We start from the raw sequence: 19,334 nt of genomic DNA, 5'->3' as shown, positions 1-19,334 counted from the left end.
TGGGTCCGAAACCCTCAGAGACTCAGATAACGATGACACAGTTGAAGCTGGCGGCTACCAATAAACTAAAAGCAGCAAAAAACTAAGAGCAGCGAATCTCTCTTTATTATGAGAAACGCTGCTCTAGAGTTTTTTACGATGAAACCTTCTGTCTTACTCAATAAAAATGTAGTTTTTAGTATAGCGCCCTTGGACTGTTCATCCATATAAAATGCGATAAGTAGCTCAGTAATCGCCTGCCTCTGCCTATTGGATCAGCTCTAGAAGCTCCGCAACATTGGCCTTGTACTGTGGTTTGAAATCGTCTGATTTCATATAACCCGCAAGGCTGGATAAGAACTGTCTGCCTTCCGGCGTATCGCTAACCTTAACAGCATCCAATGCGCATATCAGCAGGTTGCCTGCTCCTACACTGCATTCCACTAGGAAACTCAGCTTATGATTGCGTTCAAAATTATCGATAGTCTGCACAACGGGATTCCAATCGCGGTCAGTTGCATCCATGATGAGCGATTTCGAATTCTCAACAATACTCCACCAAGGATAGGTAGAATATTCCTCGCTCGGGAACTCACGAAGCACCGGGTGCTTGTTATCAATCAACAGCCCCATAGTACCAATGGGTACTGGCCGGTTCATGCTCTCTGAGATCGAGCGGAACATTGGATAACACCAGAAATCTGTGCAGTAATAACCTTCAACAGCATTTTGGAGAGATTCCGGGTTCGGCATAAGCAGCACATTCTCACCTTGCTCCAGCAATGCAAGCGCATTATCAGATAGCTTGTCGAAGACATGGACACCCTCCAGCATGTTGCCACTCTTCACTGGATAAATCCACAGGTCGTAGCTCTTACGGATATCTGTTCCCTGTATGGAGAGGGATAATACGATAGTACTCATCCGTTCAACTACAGGTAGTTTTATTGCCAGATCGCAGATATCGATATAATTCGTTCCTGCAGGTACGTCCACCTCGGTTGAACCTGAGGCGAGTATACCGTTATCCTCGGTAAGCTCCCAATGCAGTTCAAATGCACTCGGCATACCACTGCGGAAACAGCTCAGTTCGACATGGGCATCGAACGATTCACCAGAGACATAGTTATACTTGGGGAATCTTGCCAACAGAACGGCATCATTACAAAAAGTTCGCCAGTCCTCAGCACTTATCATTCCTTTGGAATCCATAAAGGCGTCGAGGACACCCACCAGCGCCGTTCCCTGGCCACTGAAATCCTGCAAATCAAGCAGTTGGAAGCCCGCAAGCCGCCGGGAGCGGAATGCAGACTCGAGTTCCTCTTTGTAGCAAGCTACTGCCAGTTGCCCCGAGGATTCAAAATATTTGGCGGCCAAATGACCCAGCCCTTTACTTTCCAGTCGTTCACGGAAAATTTTGAAATTCTCAGCTTTGAGCGGACCGTTGTATTTATCGATTTCCTCATAATTAGGATAGGTAGCATACTGTCCGATCTCATGCGAGATTACCGGAATGTGCGGTATCCATTCTGCGGAAGCGTCTCCAGCCTTCACCGTCTTGGCTTCCGTACCATACTGGATCTGGATCTCGCCGCCAGCGGCAGCTTCCAACCCCTCTTCGTTGAAGAAATCCTGAGGGACGATCTGATCGTCATAGTCTTTCATCGTGCCTGGCAGATCAATCTGGACATGACCTAATGGAGCATCACACATCGCATAGGAGCCTCTGAACAGCCGATCTCTGGAGAAGCGCACGCCGCTGAAAAAATCGTCATGTTCCAGAATTTCTGGCACCCATTGGTGGTTATTGGATCCTTGTGTATAGAGAATCCGATTATCAAATGCTTTATAGTCCTTTAGGAAGGAATCAATCTTAGCTTTGCTGCCCCATAGCTCATTGCCAAGCGACATCATCACGAAGGAGGGGTGATTGCCAAAAGCCTGAAGAATGGCATAGCCTTCGCTGATCAGATAGTCCTGCTCCGCCTGATCATGTCCCTCGTCGGTTTCTTCTGTGATTGTTCCCCAGAAGGGAAGCTCTGGTTGCATGTAGATACCGAGCATATCCGCTGCGGTGAAAGCAGCTTCCGGCGGACAGCAGGTATGAAAGCGATAATGATTGATGCCGTAAGACTTGGAGATGCCCAGGATTCTTACCCATTCCTCGACGTCAGTCGGGGCATAACCGGTAAGCGGGAAGATCAGGCCGTCATGTTTGCCGCGGAGGAAGGTTTTTTCTCCGTTGATTGTAAACTTATCGCCTTCTGCCCGGAATTCCTTCAATCCAAAAACGAGCTCCTGTCGGTCCGTTATATATCCATCGCTGTCTTTCAAAACAAGGTTTATGTTATAAAGATTGGGAGCGCCTTCACTCCAGAGCAGCGCGTCTTGACCAAGCTCATAGTTGACGGAAAAACTACCCAGTGAGACTGGGTACTCCCGCTCGTCCACAGCATGTGTATTGTCGCTGTTGAAGCTCTGAGCAGACACTGTAAGTATAGATTCATTCCTGCTGTCCAAGGTTGCCGTGATTCGGACTGAGCGGGCTGAGAGATCCGGATCGAGCCGGATGCCGCTGAGCCGTGACTCACCATAGAACTGAAGCTCCATACGTCCGGTAATCCCGTTCCAGTTGGTTTGGGTATCCTGCGACGTTAAATGTCCACCTTTGGTTGGGTAACCAGTATTGTCCACGCGGATGGTGAGCGTATGATTCCCAGGTTGAAGCTGCGGCAACTCATATATATGTGGGGTATTTAGACTGTTACGGCTGCCTATTTCCTGATGGTCCAGCCATAGAGTCGTCAGTCTCGTGCGTTCCAAATATAGGAAGCAGACTTTGCCGGCTAGTTCTTCCGGAATGACGACCTCTTTTGAATACCAGACTTGCCCTTCAAACAAATACTCATCCGTTAATGCGCTTACTAAAACATCCTCGTTCTTCGGACCTTTGCGTGCGTAGGACGTTGTTCCGGGCAGTGTGATAACATCTGTAAAAGGCAATGCCAGCAGTCCTTGTTTTCCCTCATCCAATTGCAACTTCCATTCGCCTTCCAGGCTGATCTTTGTCTGCAAAATATCACTCCTAATAATGATAATCTCTGAACTCCTGAGGTGTAGTGCCGGTTGTTTTCTTAAAAAGGAAGGCAAAATAAGCCGCGGTCTGAAAGCCCACCTGCTCGGCAACCTCGTAAACCTTAATATTGGGGTCACGAAGCAGTTCCTTGGCTTTGTTCATACGCGCTTCCTGCACGAAGTCGGAAATCGTCCGGCCCATTTCTTTCTTGAAGAGAACACTTAAATAGCTGTGATTCAAGTGGAACTGCTCAGCAAGCTGCTTAACAGTCATGTTCTCATGCAGATGCTCCTCCAGTTGGCGGGCGACCCGCTGGATAAGGTTATGCTGCTGAGCGACCTGCTCTCTTTGATTAAGCTTAGCATATTGCGCCAAATATTCCAGTACGACCTTCCTGACTTCATCTACGCCTGTACAGTCGATCAGCCGCTGCCACATGAGGATGTTCATCTCTGTTTCCTTCTCATGTACACGCTTCAGTTTTCTGGCTAGCTCGCTAAGCAACCCCATTCCGAAAGCCTGCACATAGGAGAAGGATACAGGCTCTCGTGCAAGTAACACTTCGAAAGCATGATTGAAATAAGCGGAAGCTTTATCGCTCTCTCCTCTGTCCAGTAGCTTAACGATTTCCGGAATGTATTCTTCACGCAACCTGAAATCATGATATTCATTCATCAAGTTCCGGTCGAAATAGAGGATTTGTCCGTAGCCGGCCAGCCTGGCACCGCTCATCATATGCCTTACTTCCTTATACAGCAACGGTATTTCCGTCCAGAACAAACACTCTCTGCTGATTCCGACCGAGACGGAGGCTTTATACTGCTCTCTTAGGATATCTTGGATAAACGCAAGCTGCTTCTCAAGTCTTGCCCGCACCAATGGCGTTGCGTTCAGCACAATGACGGCCAGTTCATCCGCTCCTGTCTTCCCTATATAGGTACCGGAGAAACCAGATAGACCAGTCTTAACGCAGTTCAATAGCCCTTCGCTAAGCAGGATCCGATCCTTGGCATCATGCGGATTATCTAGGAACCTGCGGTCATATCCGAACAGGAATAAAGTTGCCTGCCATTCCCCATTAGGCAGATCCAGCAGGCGCCGCCAGGATTCGAGCAGCTCATCACTGTGGATCCAGCCTTCGACCATATCTTTGACGAAACGTTCCTGCAGCACCTCATAGCTCTCTGTAACTTTCTCCCTAAGTACAGTGGTTTCCTGTTCAATCTGTTTTTTCTTCTCAACTACTTCTCTGAACACAGCCAGTTTCATTTCGAGTTCTTCCGTCTTGATGGGCTTCAGAACGTAAGCTTTAGCTCCCAGATGTATAGCCTCCTGCACAAATTCAAACTCGTCATATCCACTGATCATCACAGTCTGTAAAGACTGGAGTGTCGGATAATCCGCTCTGCATCTGGCGAGCAGTTCGATCCCTGTCATACCGGGCATCGAGACGTCAGCGATCAGCACATCCACAGGAGTTTCTCCTAGAATCGTTAGTGCTTCTTCACCAGATAATGCAGTTAACGGTTCCTCATACCCCAGAGCTTTCCAGCCAATATGACGAAGAAGCCCTTGAATCTGCATAGGCTCGTCGTCGACAATTAATGCCCGCATTAAGCTCCATCCCCCTTTTTTATCTCAGGACTTTCCTTGCAAACAGGGATATCAATGGTTACACAAGTCCATTCGTCTTCTACACTTTCAATCTCAAAGCGGCCCTCTGTGCCAAAATACAATGCAAGACGTTCACGGATATTGTTCATCCCGAATCCGTTTTGCGTACCCGTGTAGCTGCCGGCACGGATCTGTTCCAGCTTCTCACTGCCAATCCCTTTTCCATTATCAAAAATCTGAAACTGCACCGTATTCTCCACTCGTTTGATCGTAATTTGTATAAAAGCATGAGTTCTAGTTGTGATGCCCCCGTGCAGATAACAGTTCTCGACCGTTGGCTGTAGGATCAGCTTAATGCTGTACAGGTCAAGAACGTCCGGCTCTACCAGCCACTCTACGGATACCTGACCGGGATAACGCAGCTGCTGAATTTCGATATACGCTTTCAGATGCTCAATTTCGTCACGGATCAGCGTCACATTAACCCGGTTATTGAGTGCCAGCCGATAGAATGTCGTCAGCGCATCTATGGTTCGGATTTGCAATTCGTCCTGCTGATCTAATGCCCGCCAACGGATCAGGCTTAACGAATTATAAATAAAATGAGGGTTAATCTGTGCCTGCAACGCCCTGAATGATTGCTCCCGCTCTTTGAGCATGGCCTCTGTATGTTCTTCGACCAGTTTTCTCAAACGGCCAGACATGGAATTGAACAATACCTCAAGCTCCCCCAGCTCATCGTTGTCACGGTTTCTCACTGTAACTTCGAAATAGCCCTGTGAGATATCTGTCATCCTGGTGCCCAGCTTGCGGATCCGCCAAATCACATTTTTAAGTACAATCATGATTAGAAAGATGGACAGCAGCAGGAAAAATGCAATACCTGCTCCGATATAGTACATAATCCGCGTAGACTGCTCCTCCAGTCGGTCAAGATGCACAAGTGCGGCAACCGTCCAGCCAGACTTAATCTCCTGAGTGATCAGCATCATCCCGCTTTTTGTTGCTGAGGTTTCCAACGAGTTGTTCCAGTACTGACCTAAGGAGGATGAGGATAACCGGCTGCCAATTTCAGAGGGCTCCGAGGATGCAATAATGCGTTCGTTGTCGTCAACGATATACAATTCTCCGGCCCCTTCAAAAGGATGTTCGAACGATTCCATGAAGACACCGTTATAGTTCAGTAACAGGTACACAATCCCGTAAACATCTCCATACGCGTTCAGAATTTTATGGGATACCACTAGCTTAGTCCTGTCGTCAGCTGCATTAGTCCATACCAGATTGTCTGTTGTGCGAAGCATTTTCGTATACCAATCCCGCTCTCGAATTCCCGAAAGGCTACGTTCTTCCGGCTTCCACAGAAGCCCTCCATCTTGCACTAGTGTATCGTTGGTATGATAGATTCGGAAATTCTCAATACCTGGCAAGTATTTGCTGGTGAGCAGAAAGGATCGGTCCACATAATTGACCGTACCCAATTGTTCATCGATATCCGCATAGTCCCTGGCTAATCTAGAGATCAGCTCACCATCCGTAGCCGTCCGGGTAGCCAGCAGATCATAGCTTTGCTTCCTGAATTCAATACTCTGCGCACTTTGCCGAACGGCTTCCCTGATCGTAAGCATATAATTGGCCCGCACCGTATGAAGCATCATATACCCTGCACCTGCAGCCAGCAGTACGGTGGGGAGAAATACAATTAGTCCGTAGAATAATACAATTTTACTCCTCAGGTTCATGGAACGGGTCATACGGATGATCCATTTCTCTATTTGTTGTTTAATCATAGATTCCCCCCATGAAGTGCAAAGGGAGCCCCCTCCAAGTGAGAGGTGCTCCATTAATTTTTTATCGTTTACGATCCGCGACTGAAAGAGCATCACTGTTGTCTATTGCAAGGCTGTTACTTCCTCCTTGTACGTATCCAGCCACTCCTGCTTGACTTCACTCCAGTGCCCACGCTTCTCTAGTGCTGCTTGGAAATCGCTCCAATTCTTTTCGAATTGCCCCTCGTCTTTGGCCATTAAAAGCTTGGCTCGATATTCCTTGCGGATATTTTCGATCTCCGGTGAATATTTCTCCCATGCGCCGCCCTGTTTCATCTGGAATAGATCATAAGGCTCTGCCACGCGGATCGTTCCCATTTTGCCGATAGCTTCAGTGAACTTAATGGTCTTAGCAGCTCCGGCTTTTCCTGCATCCTCTGTGTTCCACCATGGGTACCATTCATTGCTGTAAGAGGCAGTCATGTAAAGCTCAGGGGTGACTTTAGCTTTTTGTGCGGTGTCTCCGGAATTGCGGCTCGTCTTGTAGGTTTCGTCTGTGAATTTCCATTTGCCCAACGGTTGATCAATCCAATCCCAGTATAATCCCGCCGGTCCTTCATTAATGACCTGCTGCTGCTCGGGTTTTGGCTGCAAGGTATAATCGAAGAATTTCAGAATAGCTTCCAGATTTTTAGTTTTTTCACTAACATAGACATCATAGCCTGGATTCGGATTGGTAACCTGGTTAATTCCGACTTTCTCTACACCATCCACTTTAGGAAAAGGGATCGCTTCGTAAAACCACCCTGGCTCTGTTGGGCCGTCCAATGTCTCCCAGGCTGAGGCAGGAATGTTCCAGAAGCTGCCGACATTGAAGGCAATACGACCCGATTTGTTCTTTTCTGTATACTGTTCTCTTTTGCTGGTGACGACCTCTGGATCGATCAACTTCTCCTGGTACATCTTGTTCATCCATTGATAAGCTGCTTTATAATTGGGATCGTCGTAAGCGAATACAAAATCATCGCCGCGTTTGTCAACGCCATTACCTGCTGTAGTCACCCCGAATGCTGTCAAAATCGCGTTTTCATCGCTCCAGCCCAGATTATCACTAGTGTCCATCAGGAATGATAGAGGAATAAGCGATTTGCCGGAAGCATCCTTCTCTTCTGCAGCTTTCCGAAGGAAGGTCTCAACTCCTTCTAACGTTGCTAAGTCCTCTTTGGTCATACCTGTTTTCTCCAGCACATCACTTCTGACAATCCAGGCTTGAGATGCCCAGCCTGGCCACGGATCTTCCGGGTTTTGGTCAAACCAGGTAGGAATGGACCAGATATGACCCTCATTATCCTTCATAAGTTCCAGATACTGCTTTGGAATAGACGCCAGTCCTGGATATTTGTCAGGCATGTCGAAATACTGCTCTAGCGGCATTAGCTGTTTCGACCGGTTCATCGCGCTTTTGACCGTTTCGTTTCTGCTGAAGATAGCTGCATCTTCAAAGCCGCCAGTGTTTATCTTCAAATTAAGTGCAGTCATCGCGTCGCCTTGAGTGGTTTCCAGCTTCACATTTACTCCAGGCTCCTGTTCACGCCAATATTTCTGGACCAAACTATCATTATTGATGGTTGCCGTCCATCCAAGCCAGAGATTAAAAGATGTCGAGCCACTGGCGGGCTGGTTACTTGACGTTTCATTGTCGCTTCCAGGCTTGTTCGCAGTATTCTCACCTGATCCGGAGCATCCGGCAATAGACATCAGTAAGGTTGCTGCAGCCAAAGCGGCTAGACCCGTTTTTTTGAATATCATTGATTTTTCCCCCTGTTCTATTATTGAAAATCAGCCTTTTACTGACCCTACAAGAACTCCTTTCACAAAATATTTCTGCAGGAACGGATACACGCACAGGATGGGGATTGCACTCACCATAACGACTGCCATCTTAATCGACATCAGCGTAATGTTCTGCATTTGTGAGCTTCTCGCCAAAGCTTCCTGGTTGGTATTCGAGCCAAGGACAGCGGATAAATCCTGAGCAGCGAGCAATTGCTGCAGGAAGGTCTGCACCGGAATCAGGTTCTGCTTCGTGACGAAGAAAGCACCGGCGAACCAGTCATTCCAGTGTCCCACTGCGGTAAACAATCCAAGTGCGGCAAGCATAGGTTGAGAGAGTGGAATAATAATCTGAATCAGAGTACGAACAGGACCGGCTCCATCTAGTTCAGCGGATTCTACCAGAGCTTCAGGGATTCCCTGTATAAACTTCAGCATGACAAACATGTTCCAGACCGAGAACAGCCCGGGGAAAATATACACCCAGAACGTGTTGATAAGCCCGAGATTATTAAGCTGAATATAGAAAGGAACCAGTCCTCCACTGAATAACATGGTTAAAAGAACATAGCCTAGTATCGTGCTTCTTAATGGAAGACCGCGGTAGGACAAGCCAAAGGCCACCAGAAGTGTGACGATAAGTCCTGCGAATGTGCCAATGACTGTCCTAGCGATTGTAATTAGATAAGACTGGCGGATAATCTCATTTCCTAATACAATCTCATAATTAATTAATGTGAAATTCTTGGGCCATAGATACACGCCACCTTTGGCCGCACTTGCACCGTCATTCAGTGAGATGGCCAGCATGTATAGGAATGGATATAGTACAGACAAGCACAGACCGGCCAGTACTATGACGATGACGTATTGAGCTATTTTTTCACCTCTGCTGAGCTTCATATGCCATCACCATAATCCTTCACCATTTATTTTTCTGGATAACTGATTAGTCGAAACAACCAATATCAAGCTGATCACTGAGGATAACAATCCCACCGCGGTCGCCATCCCAAAATATCCCTGCTGCAATCCGTTGCGGATGATATACGTATCCAGTACATCCGCGACCCCTTGATTAGCAGAATTCATCAGCGGATAAATCTGATCCATCCCTACTGAAATCAGGCTTGGGATACTCAGAATTAGCACAATCGATATTGTCGGTAGAATACCCGGGAAGGTGATATGCCGAATCTGGGCTAACTTTCCTGCACCCTCTACTTTGGCGGACTCATACAATTGCGGATCAATCGTTGTGATCGCAGCCAGATAGAGAATCGTGTTCCAGCCGGTCTCTTTCCACAAGCCGCTTAATATAACCATGGGCCGGAACCACTCCGTGGAACCTAGAAAAAATACAGGATCACCGCCTGCTTTCTCGATGAACTGATTGACCAGCCCACCATCCAAAGTCAGAAAAGACTGCAGGATGTAAGCGACTACAATCCATGAGAAAAAATGAGGCAAATAGCTGACCGATTGCACGAATCGCTTAAATACAGGCCGGGTTACCTCGTTAATCACCAGTGCCAGTAGAATCGGTGCCGGGAATCCGAAGATGAACTTAAGCACAGATATATATAACGTATTTTTGACGACAGTTAAAAACTGGGGATCTTGCAGGAAAGAAAAGTTGTCTAATCCCACCCATGTGCTGTTCCAGATCGAGGTGCCAATCTGAAAGTCGCGGAAGGCGACCTGAATCCCTGCCATCGGAATATAGCTGAACAAAAATAGCAACAGCACTCCCGGAAGAATCATTAAATATTGCCATCGGTACTTGTAGAACTTAGCGTACAATTTACATCCCTCCTTGATATTTCTATCATAAGGTGCAGCGGGAACCCTGCCTATATAACAGTGATTGGTTATCTATTGCTCTGATTGGTTCTTTAAAGCGCTTACGTTGTTAGACAAGCTCCGCTCGCACGCAAATAAACGCAGCCTTAAACGGCTGCGTTACATTTTTTATGACGAAAGCTAATTATTCGATTCAAATTATTATTGTTAATGTACGGCTTTTTGCCCTACCGGTTGTGAAGCCTTGGAATAGCGGTTCTCTGGCAATGGAATACCGAGATTTCCACGCAGGGTGCTACTTTCGTATTCAGTGCGGAACAGGCCCCGCTCTTGCAGAATCGGCACTACCCGATCGACGAATTCCTCCAGTCCATTAGGAACAGCAGCTGCGATCATAAATCCGTCTGCTCCTCCACCCTCAAACCAGGTTTGAATCTGATCAGCCACTTGCTCAGGTGTGCCAATAAAGCTGCTGCGCGGGGTAGCGGATTGTAAGGCGACCTGTCTTAGTGTTAAGCCTCTCTCCTTCGCGTCCTTTTTGATTTTATCCGTGCCGCTCTGAAAACTATTACGCCCCAACTCGCCAAGCTCAGGGAACGGTTCATCCAGCGGATATTGCGAGAAATCATGATGCTCGAAGAATCTGCCCAAATAGTTCAGTGCATTCTCAATCGTCACGAGACCAGCAACCTCCTGATATTTACGCTCTGCTTCCTCTGATGTGTCGCCAATGATTGGTGCAATACCAGGAAAGATCAGCACCTCATTCGGATCCCGGCCAAATGAAGCTACCCGTGTCTTAACATCGCTATAGAATGCCTGGGCATCTTCTAGCGTTTCGTGGCCAGTGAAGATAGCATCCGCTTCCTTTGAGGCGTAATTTTTACCAACTTCTGAGGAACCTGCCTGAAACACGACTGGCTGCCCCTGCTTCGAACGAGCAATATTGAGCGGTCCTTTCACGGAGAAGAACTCTCCTTGATGGTCCAGGGTATGCATTTTTTGCGGATCAAAGAATACACCTGTTTCTTTATCTCGAACAAACGCATCATCCTCCCAGGAATCCCATAATCCGCGTGTCACCTGCAAATATTCGGTAGCAATACGGTAACGCTTGCCATGGTCAGGATGCTCTGTTTTGCTGTAATTCGAGGCAGAGCCTTCCAGCGGTGAAGTCACCACATTCCAGCCGGCCCGGCCACCGCTGATTACATCCAGTGAGCCGAATTGACGCGCGACGGTAAACGGTTCACTGTAGGAGGTGGAAAGGGTACCAACCAGACCGATGTTGGTGCTGACGGCGGCGAGTGCGCTAAGAATGGTCAGCGGTTCAAATCGGTTAAGGAAATGCGGAATGGACTTTTCATTAATGTACAAACCGTCTGCGATGAAGATCAGATCCAGCTTGCCTTCTTCTGCCTTCTGTACCCACGCTTTGTATAATTCAAAGTTTACACTTGCATCCGGCTTAGCATCAGGATGGCGCCACATCGACGTACTGCCTCCTACTCCATGCAGCAGTGCGCCTAGCTTCAGTTGTTTTGGTTTGGTCATGTTCATTCCTCCTAAAAGTTTTGTGAGCATACGATTCCCAGGTTTTACTTCATGCAAAACTAACTATGAAAGTATTCATTGCACGAACGATGCATTGGCTGCGCCCTGCTTGATTCGCTCAATCTGGCCAAGATGTCTCTCTACATGTGCGGTGAAGCTATGGACGATATCGGAAATTTTAACGTTTTCCCCCTTGAAGTTAACCCCGCTTTTTTCCCAATCCTCTGCGCTGAGTCGTTCAAACAATAGACTGTTATAATAAAGCAGGCTGCGGAACAACTCCAGACTATCGGAAGCACTACCACTATTGGCGTACTGGCCGCTGACCCAAGTGTCCTGATTGAAGACTGGCAGCTGCGCAGTTGTAGCAGCGAGAATATCACGTATACGGAACGAAACCACAATGCTGTGATCAGCTAGATGGGCTAACACCTCAGTAATACTCCAACTCGTTGGTGCTGCCTTCCATTTCAGCTGTTCCTCTGATAACCCTGCGGTTGCATGCACCAGTTGGTTGTGCGTACTTAAAAAATTGCTAATTTGAACTTTGCTCATTAAATCCCCTCCAAAATTAGGCCTGCTTGCGAATGATCAGGTGTAAAACGTGATAACGCAAAAGGTTGAATGTTGTGGTTGGTAGCTCCACTTGTCGCCAAATCAGCAAGTATTTCACCTACAACACTAGAAAATTTAAAACCATGCCCTGAGAACCCTCCGGCTACCAGCACATTGGAGTGGAGCGGATGGCGGTCAATAATGAAATCTTCATCAGGTGTATGCTCATATTTGCATACAGATCCTTTAAGTAATCGGCCAGCTGCACCCGGCATGTAAGTCTCCAGTACTCTTCGGAGGTCTTGCTCATCGCTGGTTTCACTGCCAAAGGGAGCAAGTAGTGTGCCTGGTTTCCATTCCAGCCCCGTATCGTGCCGGCCGATCTTCAGACCGGCTCCAGCAATGCTGGGAAAGCCATAATAGCCACCTTCCTCAGCTCCTAGCGTGAAGCCAGGGAAGTTACCGGCTGCAAAAGCAGGTGAGCTCTCAAACCAGCCCACAACTTTGCGGATCGACTTGATTGGCAAATGCACAAAAGGCGCTAACGCACCAAACCAGGCTCCGGCACTAAGGATAGCTGACGCTCCGTGATAATCGCCGTTTGTTGTATGAACTGTTACACTGCTTTCGCGGGCGGTGATGTTTACTACCGAAGTGTTCGTCAACAGTTCCGCACCCTGTCCAAGGGCAAGCTGGCGGTAGGCGGAGATACAGCGCTCGCTGTACAAATACCCGGCATCTGGTTCATACATTGCTGCGAATGTTTCCGGAATGTTCAATCCCGCCCAGCGCCGCCGGATCTCTCCGGCATCCAGATGCTGTACCTGCACCTTCCGTTTCATTGCTTCCGCGAGACGACCGCTAAAGGAATACACTGCACTATCTGCGAGATTCAATACACCCGAGCGGACAAGCAGTTCTATTCCGCTCAACTGCTCAGCTTCTTTCCATAAACGATCTGCCCGCAGAGCCAAATCAATGTAGGCGGGATCACCACTGTAAGCATGCCGGATCAGCCGCGTTTCCCCGTGATGGCTTCCCTGTGTATGTGGAGGATCAAAGGCATCAATTAGCAGCGTCTTCACTCCGCGCCTCGCAAGATAGTAACCGGCACTCATGCCCATCGAGCCTGCGCCGACGATAATTACATCGTAACTGTTATGTTCAGCTATAATTCTGCACCTCCATCGGGACTGTACTGCACTAGGGATCGTACAGCTACATCCGCAAGGAAACGTGCTGCCACAGGGAGTGCGCGTTCATCCAGATTGAAGGCCGGATGATGCCATTCCTGGCTTCCTTCAGTACCTACAAAAACGAACAGTCCGGGTACCACGCGCTGATAGAAGGCGAAATCCTCTCCAGCCAGAGAAAGCTCTGGCTGAATCGCTCGGTAGCCAAGAGCATCGACCGATTCACCTCCAAGCGCTGCTAGGGAGGGATCGTTGATAACCGGAGGTGGCCCTTCTATCCAGCGAACGGTAGCTTCTGCTCCAAGAGCCGCTGCTACACCGACCGCCACTTCCTGAAACCGGTCCAGCACTTTGCTGCGCACCGTTTCATCAAAGGTGCGGATCGTCCCTTCAAGCACCGCTTTTTCGGGGATAATGTTCCATGAATTGCCGCTGTGAATCTGCGTCACACTGACCACCGCACTCTGCAGCGGGCTGACATTGCGACTTACAATGGACTGGAATGCCGTCACAATATGCGAAGCCGCTACAATCGGGTCTATGCCAGCTTCCGGAACGGCAGCATGAGAACTGCCACCCTGCACTTCTATCACAAACCCGTCAGCTGCTGCCATTAAAGGACCACCCTTAATACCGATGGTTCCGACTGGCAGGTCTGGCTTGTTATGCAGCCCGATCACTGCCCGGACGTCTTCGAGTGCCCCGCTAGCAATGATTCGTTGTGCACCCTGCGCCTTCTCCTCGGCTGGTTGGAATAACAGGCGCACCGTTCCCTGTAATTGCTGCTCTCGCTGTTTCAATTGATAGGCGGCACCAATCAAGGCAGCCGTATGGAAATCATGCCCGCAGGCATGCATTTTGCCGGGATATAATGAAGCAAAGGATACTCCGCTTTCCTCCTGGATTGGTAAGGCATCAATATCTGCGCGCAGTGCGATGACCGAACCGGGCTTTTTGCCGCCAATCTCTGCGATCACGCCGGTAGACAGACCGTATTCTACGATCCTGACTCCTGCCCGCTCCAGCAGGGAAATAATATATTCTGTTGTGCCATATTCTTCATTGGACAGTTCCGGGTGCCGGTGCAGATGACGGCGTATCCCGATTAATTCTTCTTCAAGCGCTTCCGCACTCAACTCTTTAGCTTTACTTGTCATTTACAGTCACCCTCCTTTACACGATTTCCTGTGTGATACCGAGCCCGCCCGCTTTATGCCTCTGCAGCCACTTCAGCGATTGCTTCGCTCAGTAGCTCAAAGGATCGGAGCCGTTTGTCAAAGGGCTGTACATTCGTCGTTATGATGAACTCCTCGACACCGGATGCCTCTGAAAGTTCCAACAACTGTTCACGGACAGATGATTTTGTTCCCTTGGTAATCTCCGGTTCCAGCTCTTCAATCGTGTAGGCTTCATTGCTCTGGCGGGCAAATTCCTCCGCCTGTTCCAAGGTCCCTACTGTCAGCTTCTTCCCGCTCGCCAGTTGAATCCGGATCAGCTTATGCGCACCTGCCAGTTCTTTCGCTCCCTCTTCAGTCTCAGCCACCACTAACGCTAAAGCGATAATGGCTTGCGGTTGTCTGCCCTGTGAAGAAGCGAAACCGCTGCGGTAAGCACGAATGGCATCCAGCGCTACCGCCTTATCGCTGTTAATAAACAGGGAGAATACGTAGGGTAACCCCAGTTCAGCGGCAATTTCCGCGCTGCTTACACTCGCGCCAAGGACATACAACTCAGGAGGAATACCAGGAAGGGGACCTGCCTTCAACCCTGCCAGCGGATGGTTTTCTTCGAGGCGGTTATGTACATACTTTTCCAGCTCGATGATTTTGTCCGTCAGGTCTGGGGTTTCAGCTTTTCCCTGCTGTAGTGCCTGTGTGCTACGTGGGAGTCCACCGGGAGCACGTCCCACACCGAGATCCACTCGTCCAGGAGCCAGTGTAGACAGCACATTGAAGTTCTCCGCTACCTTATACGGGCTGTAATGCTGGAGCATGATGCCACCGGAGCCAATGCGGATTCGCTCTGTTTTAGCCAGAAGATGTGAGATAAGTACTTCCGGGGAAGAGCCGGCTACCTGCTCGGAGTCATGATGCTCCGAAACCCAGAACCGGTGGAATCCAAGCTCTTCGGACAATTGTGCCAGCTTGATCGTATGCTGGAATGCTTCCTCCGGCGTTTCTCCCGGATAGATCGGACTTTGATCAAGTACGCTGATTGTAATAACCATTGTTTTTCCTCCTATATGGAATAGTTAAATTCAGGTGTGATCCGCTTCAGGAACTGCTTCGTTCTTTCTTCGCGCGGATGGTTAAACAGCTCTGCCGGAGTCCCTTCTTCAACAATGACGCCTCCGTCCATAAAAACCACATGATTCGCCACATCGCGAGCAAAGCCCATTTCATGAGTCACCACAATCATTGTGATGCCTTCCTTGGCAATTTTACGGATGACGGCCAGCACCTCACCCACTAACTCTGGGTCCAACGCCGATGTGGGTTCGTCGAACAATATAACCTCCGGCTCGAGCGCCAAGGCACGGGCAATGCCAACCCGCTGCTGCTGGCCTCCGGACAGCTGACTTGGATAGGCGTCCAGCTTGCTGCCAAGACCAACCTTTTCAAGCAGGGCAATACTCCGATTTTTCGCTTCGTCCTTCGGAAGCTTTTTGACAATCAGCAGTCCCTCCATCACGTTCTCCAGCGCGGTTTTATGGCGGAATAAATTGTACTGCTGGAACACCATTGCCGTTTTTTGCCGGAGCAGATGAATCTCCTTTTTGCGGGGATGTTTGCAGTTCACTTTGAAATCGCCGATGGCGATCTCTCCGCTGCTTGGCTTCTCCAGATAATTCACACAGCGTAAAAGTGTCGTTTTGCCTGAGCCGCTGGGACCGAGAATGACGACAACTTCACCCTTCGTCACCGTTAAATCTATATTATTGAGCACCTGATTCCGACCAAATGACTTCGAAATTTGCGCAAGCTTGATCATGCTACTCCACCTCGATTGTACAGATTAATTCTTTTTTCAATCAGCGACGTCACGCGTTCGATTAGGAACGTAAGTCCCCAGAAAATCAGTGCTGCCGCCAGATAAGCCTCAAAAAACTTCCAGTTCGTTGAAGCTACAATTTGCGCCTTAGCATTGATATCCACCACCGAAACGGTAAAAGCAAGGGTAGATCCATGCAGCATACCAATTACCGAATTTGACAGATTAGGCAGACTCGCCGCCAGCGCCTGAGGAAAAACAATCCGCCGCAGTGCCTGGGGTGTGGTCATTCCGATAGAATGGGCAGCTTCCAGCTGACCGCGATCCACAGCAAGCAGACCGGAACGGACGACTTCGGACATATAGGCTCCCGCTGTAATCGAGAACGAAATATAGGCAAAACCGATCATCGGAATGGCTACCGACCTGAAGCTCCAGCCGAACTGCACTGCCAGACCATCGATTAACACGGGAAGCCCAAAATAGATAAGCAAAAGATGCGTCAGCATCGGTGTCCCGCGGATGAACGTAACATAACCGACAGCCAGCGGATACAGCAGCGGAATTCTGTATATCCGGATCAACGCTACAGCCACACCAATCACAAATCCAATGAGTACTGAGACAGCAGTAATAGATAAGGTCACAGGAATTGCACTTAAAATTTGCACCAGAGCAGTCCAGATAAAAGATGGGTCCAGCTTCATAATCCGCTACCTCCTTTACCCGGTCCAAGTTCAGCAATGATGCGGCGGTAGGACCAGCTTTTGTTGATTTTGAACGATTTTTTCTCCGGTGTATTCCGTTTCTCATGCCGCAGCAGCCGGCGTTCTGCTATAAGCAGCAGTTTCTCAATTGTAAAGCTGATAACCAGATAGATTAGCGCAAGCGCGATATACGTTTCAATAAAATGCTGAGTTAAGCTGCCTAGCGTCTGTGCTTTACCTGACATTTCCATCACCCCAAGAGTAAAGGCCAATGACGTATCTTTCAGTAGAGCAATCACCAGATTGGAGAATACCGGAACTGCGATTCCGAGCGCCTGCGGCAGCACGATTCGCGTAAAAGCTTGAAACCCCGTCATCCCTGTAGCATAAGCAGCCTCTACCTGCCCCTTATCCACCGCCATTACAGAAGCCCGGATCATTTCGGACATGTATGCCCCCGTATGCAGCCCGTAAGTAAGAATCACAAAAACAAGCACCGGAGTCCGGGTCATATCGACATGAACCAGCTTCATAATTTCGGGCAGACCATAATAAAACAAGAAGAGCTGGATAAGAATCGGAGTTCCCCGAAAAAAAGAAATATAGATTTCGGAGATGGTTTTTAACACAGGCACTTTATAAAGTCTTGGCAGAGCTACGAGAAAGCCGACAAGAATTCCTGTCAGTAGAGAACAGGCGACAATCAGAAGCGTGGTGCTTAAAGTCCCTAGTAACTTAGGCAAAAACGTAAATACAAAGCTGATATCAAACTGTGCGCCCATATATTCCCCCCCTTCCCGTGCTCACCGGCTCAATCATTTAACCGAATCCGCTGTAACATCCGCACCCAACCATTCCGTACTAAGCTTGCCTAGTGTGCCGTCTGTCTTCAGCTCTTTAATCGCACTGTCAATCGCATCTGACAGCTTTTGTGAATCGGCATCATCCTTACGGAAAACATAGAGAATATCCGCGGATGACAGCTCGTCGCCCGTAGCTTTTAGCTGACTCTGCGGATCAATGATCGGCAGGACAAAATCTGCAGCCAGCGTAGCGTCCACACGCCCAGTACTAATCTGTGCGACGGTATCATTCGCTGCACCATTCTGATACACGATATCAATCGCATTGTCATTCTCTTTATTGTAGTTCTCGAGTATTTGTGCTTGTGCACTCGTTGCACCTACAAGCACCTTTTTCCCTTTGAGATCATCAAGCGATTGGATTGAATTATTATCCTTTGCCACTACAATGCGGTTTCTCCAGTGGGCATAGGCTTCTTTGTTAAAAGAGTATTTCAGCTCCCGTTCCGGATTTTTCTCCATGACATGGGCGACCAAATCGATTTTTTTGGTTTCCAGGCTCAGCAGCAGATTGCTGAAATCCATGGTTTGAAATTCGAATTCATATTCTGGCAGCTGCTTATCGATTTCTTTGAGCAGTTCCACATCAAATCCGGTGAGTTTGCCGTTCTCATCTATGAAGCAGACTTTCGGAAAAGCAGTACCCGTGCCCACAATGATCTTAGTTACCTTTGCCGAATCCTTTGCCGGTGCCGCAGCTTCTGCTGCATTTCCATTCTGATTGCTGCTAGCGCTGTTACTGTTGTTTCCGCAGCCGGCAATCGCCAGTGTCAATACCGATGCAAATACTAGTGAAATGGACTTTTTCATTGTTTTATCCCCTTTGAATGAACTGTGGTTTGTCTGTAAGTGTTTTTTTCATCAGATACATAATGCCGTCACCGTTCTGCTGATCCAGTTCTAAAAACCGTTCGTACCCCCGGCGTTCATACATTTGAACCAACCACGGATGTTTCTTCGCCGTTGCCAGCGTGACTGCAGCCGAACCTAACTGTCCAGCAATAATGTTCTCTTCCACCCAATCCAAAAGTTTTCCACCATAACCTTTGTTACTGTAATCTGGATGAGCAGCAAACCATTTGATAAAAGGCAGTGGGCTAATCTTCTTAATCTCTTCTTCCTTTGAAAGGGTTATGGTTGCAACTATCGTTCCGTCAACTTCAAGCACATAACACTCATTCGTAGCTATATTGTCTTCAATAAGCGCCAAGTCGGCTGTGGCCGCCGGCCAATGCAGCCCGAGTTCACGAATCAGCTGATAGGCACGATATGTAACATCTAGCAATTGCTCCGCATCCTTCAGTTCTGCCAGCCTGAATACCTCACTCATCACATGCCCTCCAGCCTTTCGGAAATTAATTTAATAATCCCTATCGAAATAGTCGTGATTATATGCA

Annotated in this window: 16 protein-coding genes; all 16 read right to left on the bottom strand. The window is 48.4% G+C overall.

The window, feature by feature from the left end:
* Positions 1-246: 246 nt before the first annotated feature.
* The 16 genes from MKY14_RS06230 to MKY14_RS06155 all read right to left on the bottom strand — a co-directional run bounded on the left by MKY14_RS06230 (position 247) and on the right by MKY14_RS06155 (position 19,267).
* Entirely contained in the window at positions 247-3,054 is a 2,808-nt protein-coding gene (locus tag MKY14_RS06230; protein ID WP_340975996.1) for a glycoside hydrolase family 2 TIM barrel-domain containing protein, read from the bottom strand.
* 10 nt (positions 3,055-3,064) lie between these two features.
* Positions 3,065-4,669 carry a response regulator gene (locus MKY14_RS06225; RefSeq protein WP_340975994.1) on the bottom strand — a complete coding sequence of 535 codons (1,605 nt, stop codon included), beginning with the start codon at positions 4,667-4,669 and terminating at the stop codon, positions 3,065-3,067.
* Complete coding sequence (locus tag MKY14_RS06220; protein WP_076184638.1) at positions 4,669-6,459, bottom strand: cache domain-containing sensor histidine kinase; 1,791 nt, start codon at positions 6,457-6,459, stop codon at positions 4,669-4,671. Before MKY14_RS06220 ends, MKY14_RS06225 begins: the two co-directional genes overlap by 1 nt.
* Before the next feature lie 102 nt (positions 6,460-6,561).
* A complete protein-coding gene (locus MKY14_RS06215) occupies positions 6,562-8,247 on the bottom strand; it encodes a hypothetical protein (RefSeq protein WP_248548284.1) in 1,686 nt (561 codons plus the stop codon).
* A 30-nt stretch (positions 8,248-8,277) separates the two neighbouring features.
* The gene (locus MKY14_RS06210) at positions 8,278-9,174 is read right to left on the bottom strand and encodes a carbohydrate ABC transporter permease (protein ID WP_076218970.1); all 897 of its coding nucleotides are present in this window, start codon (positions 9,172-9,174) and stop codon (positions 8,278-8,280) included.
* Positions 9,175-9,180: 6 nt separating this feature from the next.
* A complete protein-coding gene (locus MKY14_RS06205) occupies positions 9,181-10,074 on the bottom strand; it encodes an ABC transporter permease (protein WP_081383282.1) in 894 nt (297 codons plus the stop codon).
* A gap of 207 nt (positions 10,075-10,281) precedes the next feature.
* Positions 10,282-11,628: an LLM class flavin-dependent oxidoreductase gene (locus MKY14_RS06200; protein ID WP_076125544.1), complete on the bottom strand. Its 1,347-nt coding sequence runs from the start codon at positions 11,626-11,628 to the stop codon at positions 10,282-10,284.
* Positions 11,629-11,703: 75 nt separating this feature from the next.
* On the bottom strand, positions 11,704-12,183 hold the full coding sequence (locus MKY14_RS06195) for a DinB family protein (protein ID WP_076190340.1): 480 nt from the start codon (positions 12,181-12,183) through the stop codon (positions 11,704-11,706).
* On the bottom strand, positions 12,183-13,355 hold the full coding sequence (gene solA / locus MKY14_RS06190) for an N-methyl-L-tryptophan oxidase (RefSeq protein ID WP_340977025.1): 1,173 nt from the start codon (positions 13,353-13,355) through the stop codon (positions 12,183-12,185). Before solA ends, MKY14_RS06195 begins: the two co-directional genes overlap by 1 nt.
* Positions 13,352-14,533, bottom strand: coding sequence for an amidohydrolase (locus MKY14_RS06185; RefSeq protein ID WP_076218973.1), 1,182 nt, complete (start codon positions 14,531-14,533; stop codon positions 13,352-13,354). The genes solA and MKY14_RS06185 overlap by 4 nt, the downstream gene beginning before the upstream one ends.
* A 53-nt stretch (positions 14,534-14,586) precedes the next feature.
* Entirely contained in the window at positions 14,587-15,603 is a 1,017-nt protein-coding gene (locus MKY14_RS06180) for an LLM class flavin-dependent oxidoreductase (RefSeq protein WP_076184631.1), read from the bottom strand.
* Positions 15,604-15,614: 11 nt separating this feature from the next.
* Positions 15,615-16,367 (bottom strand): amino acid ABC transporter ATP-binding protein, encoded by a 753-nt coding sequence (locus MKY14_RS06175; protein WP_076125552.1) that lies wholly within the window; start codon positions 16,365-16,367, stop codon positions 15,615-15,617.
* The gene (locus MKY14_RS06170; protein WP_076125553.1) at positions 16,364-17,074 is read right to left on the bottom strand and encodes an amino acid ABC transporter permease; all 711 of its coding nucleotides are present in this window, start codon (positions 17,072-17,074) and stop codon (positions 16,364-16,366) included. Before MKY14_RS06170 ends, MKY14_RS06175 begins: the two co-directional genes overlap by 4 nt.
* A complete protein-coding gene (locus MKY14_RS06165) occupies positions 17,071-17,856 on the bottom strand; it encodes an amino acid ABC transporter permease (RefSeq protein ID WP_248548281.1) in 786 nt (261 codons plus the stop codon). Before MKY14_RS06165 ends, MKY14_RS06170 begins: the two co-directional genes overlap by 4 nt.
* A gap of 33 nt (positions 17,857-17,889) precedes the next feature.
* A complete protein-coding gene (locus MKY14_RS06160) occupies positions 17,890-18,747 on the bottom strand; it encodes a transporter substrate-binding domain-containing protein (protein WP_076125557.1) in 858 nt (285 codons plus the stop codon).
* Between the two features lie 4 nt (positions 18,748-18,751).
* Positions 18,752-19,267 carry a GNAT family N-acetyltransferase gene (locus tag MKY14_RS06155; protein ID WP_339282105.1) on the bottom strand — a complete coding sequence of 172 codons (516 nt, stop codon included), beginning with the start codon at positions 19,265-19,267 and terminating at the stop codon, positions 18,752-18,754.
* Between the last annotated feature and the right edge of the window lie 67 nt (positions 19,268-19,334).

It is taken from the genome of Paenibacillus sp. FSL R5-0887, assembly GCF_038002305.1.
GTDB lineage: Bacteria > Bacillota > Bacilli > Paenibacillales > Paenibacillaceae > Paenibacillus_AQ > Paenibacillus_AQ odorifer.
This window is presented reverse-complemented; position numbering and strand designations above follow the sequence as displayed.

Coding starts and splice junctions, on each gene's coding strand:
- MKY14_RS06215 (WP_248548284.1), bottom strand. CDS start 8,247: ATGATATTCAAAAAAACGGGTCTAGCCGCTTTGGCTGCAGCAACCTTA.
- MKY14_RS06170 (WP_076125553.1), bottom strand. CDS start 17,074: ATGAAGCTGGACCCATCTTTTATCTGGACTGCTCTGGTGCAAATTTTA.
- MKY14_RS06185 (WP_076218973.1), bottom strand. CDS start 14,533: ATGACAAGTAAAGCTAAAGAGTTGAGTGCGGAAGCGCTTGAAGAAGAA.
- MKY14_RS06180 (WP_076184631.1), bottom strand. CDS start 15,603: ATGGTTATTACAATCAGCGTACTTGATCAAAGTCCGATCTATCCGGGA.
- MKY14_RS06200 (WP_076125544.1), bottom strand. CDS start 11,628: ATGACCAAACCAAAACAACTGAAGCTAGGCGCACTGCTGCATGGAGTA.
- MKY14_RS06210 (WP_076218970.1), bottom strand. CDS start 9,174: ATGAAGCTCAGCAGAGGTGAAAAAATAGCTCAATACGTCATCGTCATA.
- MKY14_RS06225 (WP_340975994.1), bottom strand. CDS start 4,669: ATGCGGGCATTAATTGTCGACGACGAGCCTATGCAGATTCAAGGGCTT.
- MKY14_RS06160 (WP_076125557.1), bottom strand. CDS start 18,747: ATGAAAAAGTCCATTTCACTAGTATTTGCATCGGTATTGACACTGGCG.
- MKY14_RS06195 (WP_076190340.1), bottom strand. CDS start 12,183: ATGAGCAAAGTTCAAATTAGCAATTTTTTAAGTACGCACAACCAACTG.
- MKY14_RS06165 (WP_248548281.1), bottom strand. CDS start 17,856: ATGGGCGCACAGTTTGATATCAGCTTTGTATTTACGTTTTTGCCTAAG.
- MKY14_RS06220 (WP_076184638.1), bottom strand. CDS start 6,459: ATGATTAAACAACAAATAGAGAAATGGATCATCCGTATGACCCGTTCC.
- MKY14_RS06175 (WP_076125552.1), bottom strand. CDS start 16,367: ATGATCAAGCTTGCGCAAATTTCGAAGTCATTTGGTCGGAATCAGGTG.
- MKY14_RS06155 (WP_339282105.1), bottom strand. CDS start 19,267: ATGAGTGAGGTATTCAGGCTGGCAGAACTGAAGGATGCGGAGCAATTG.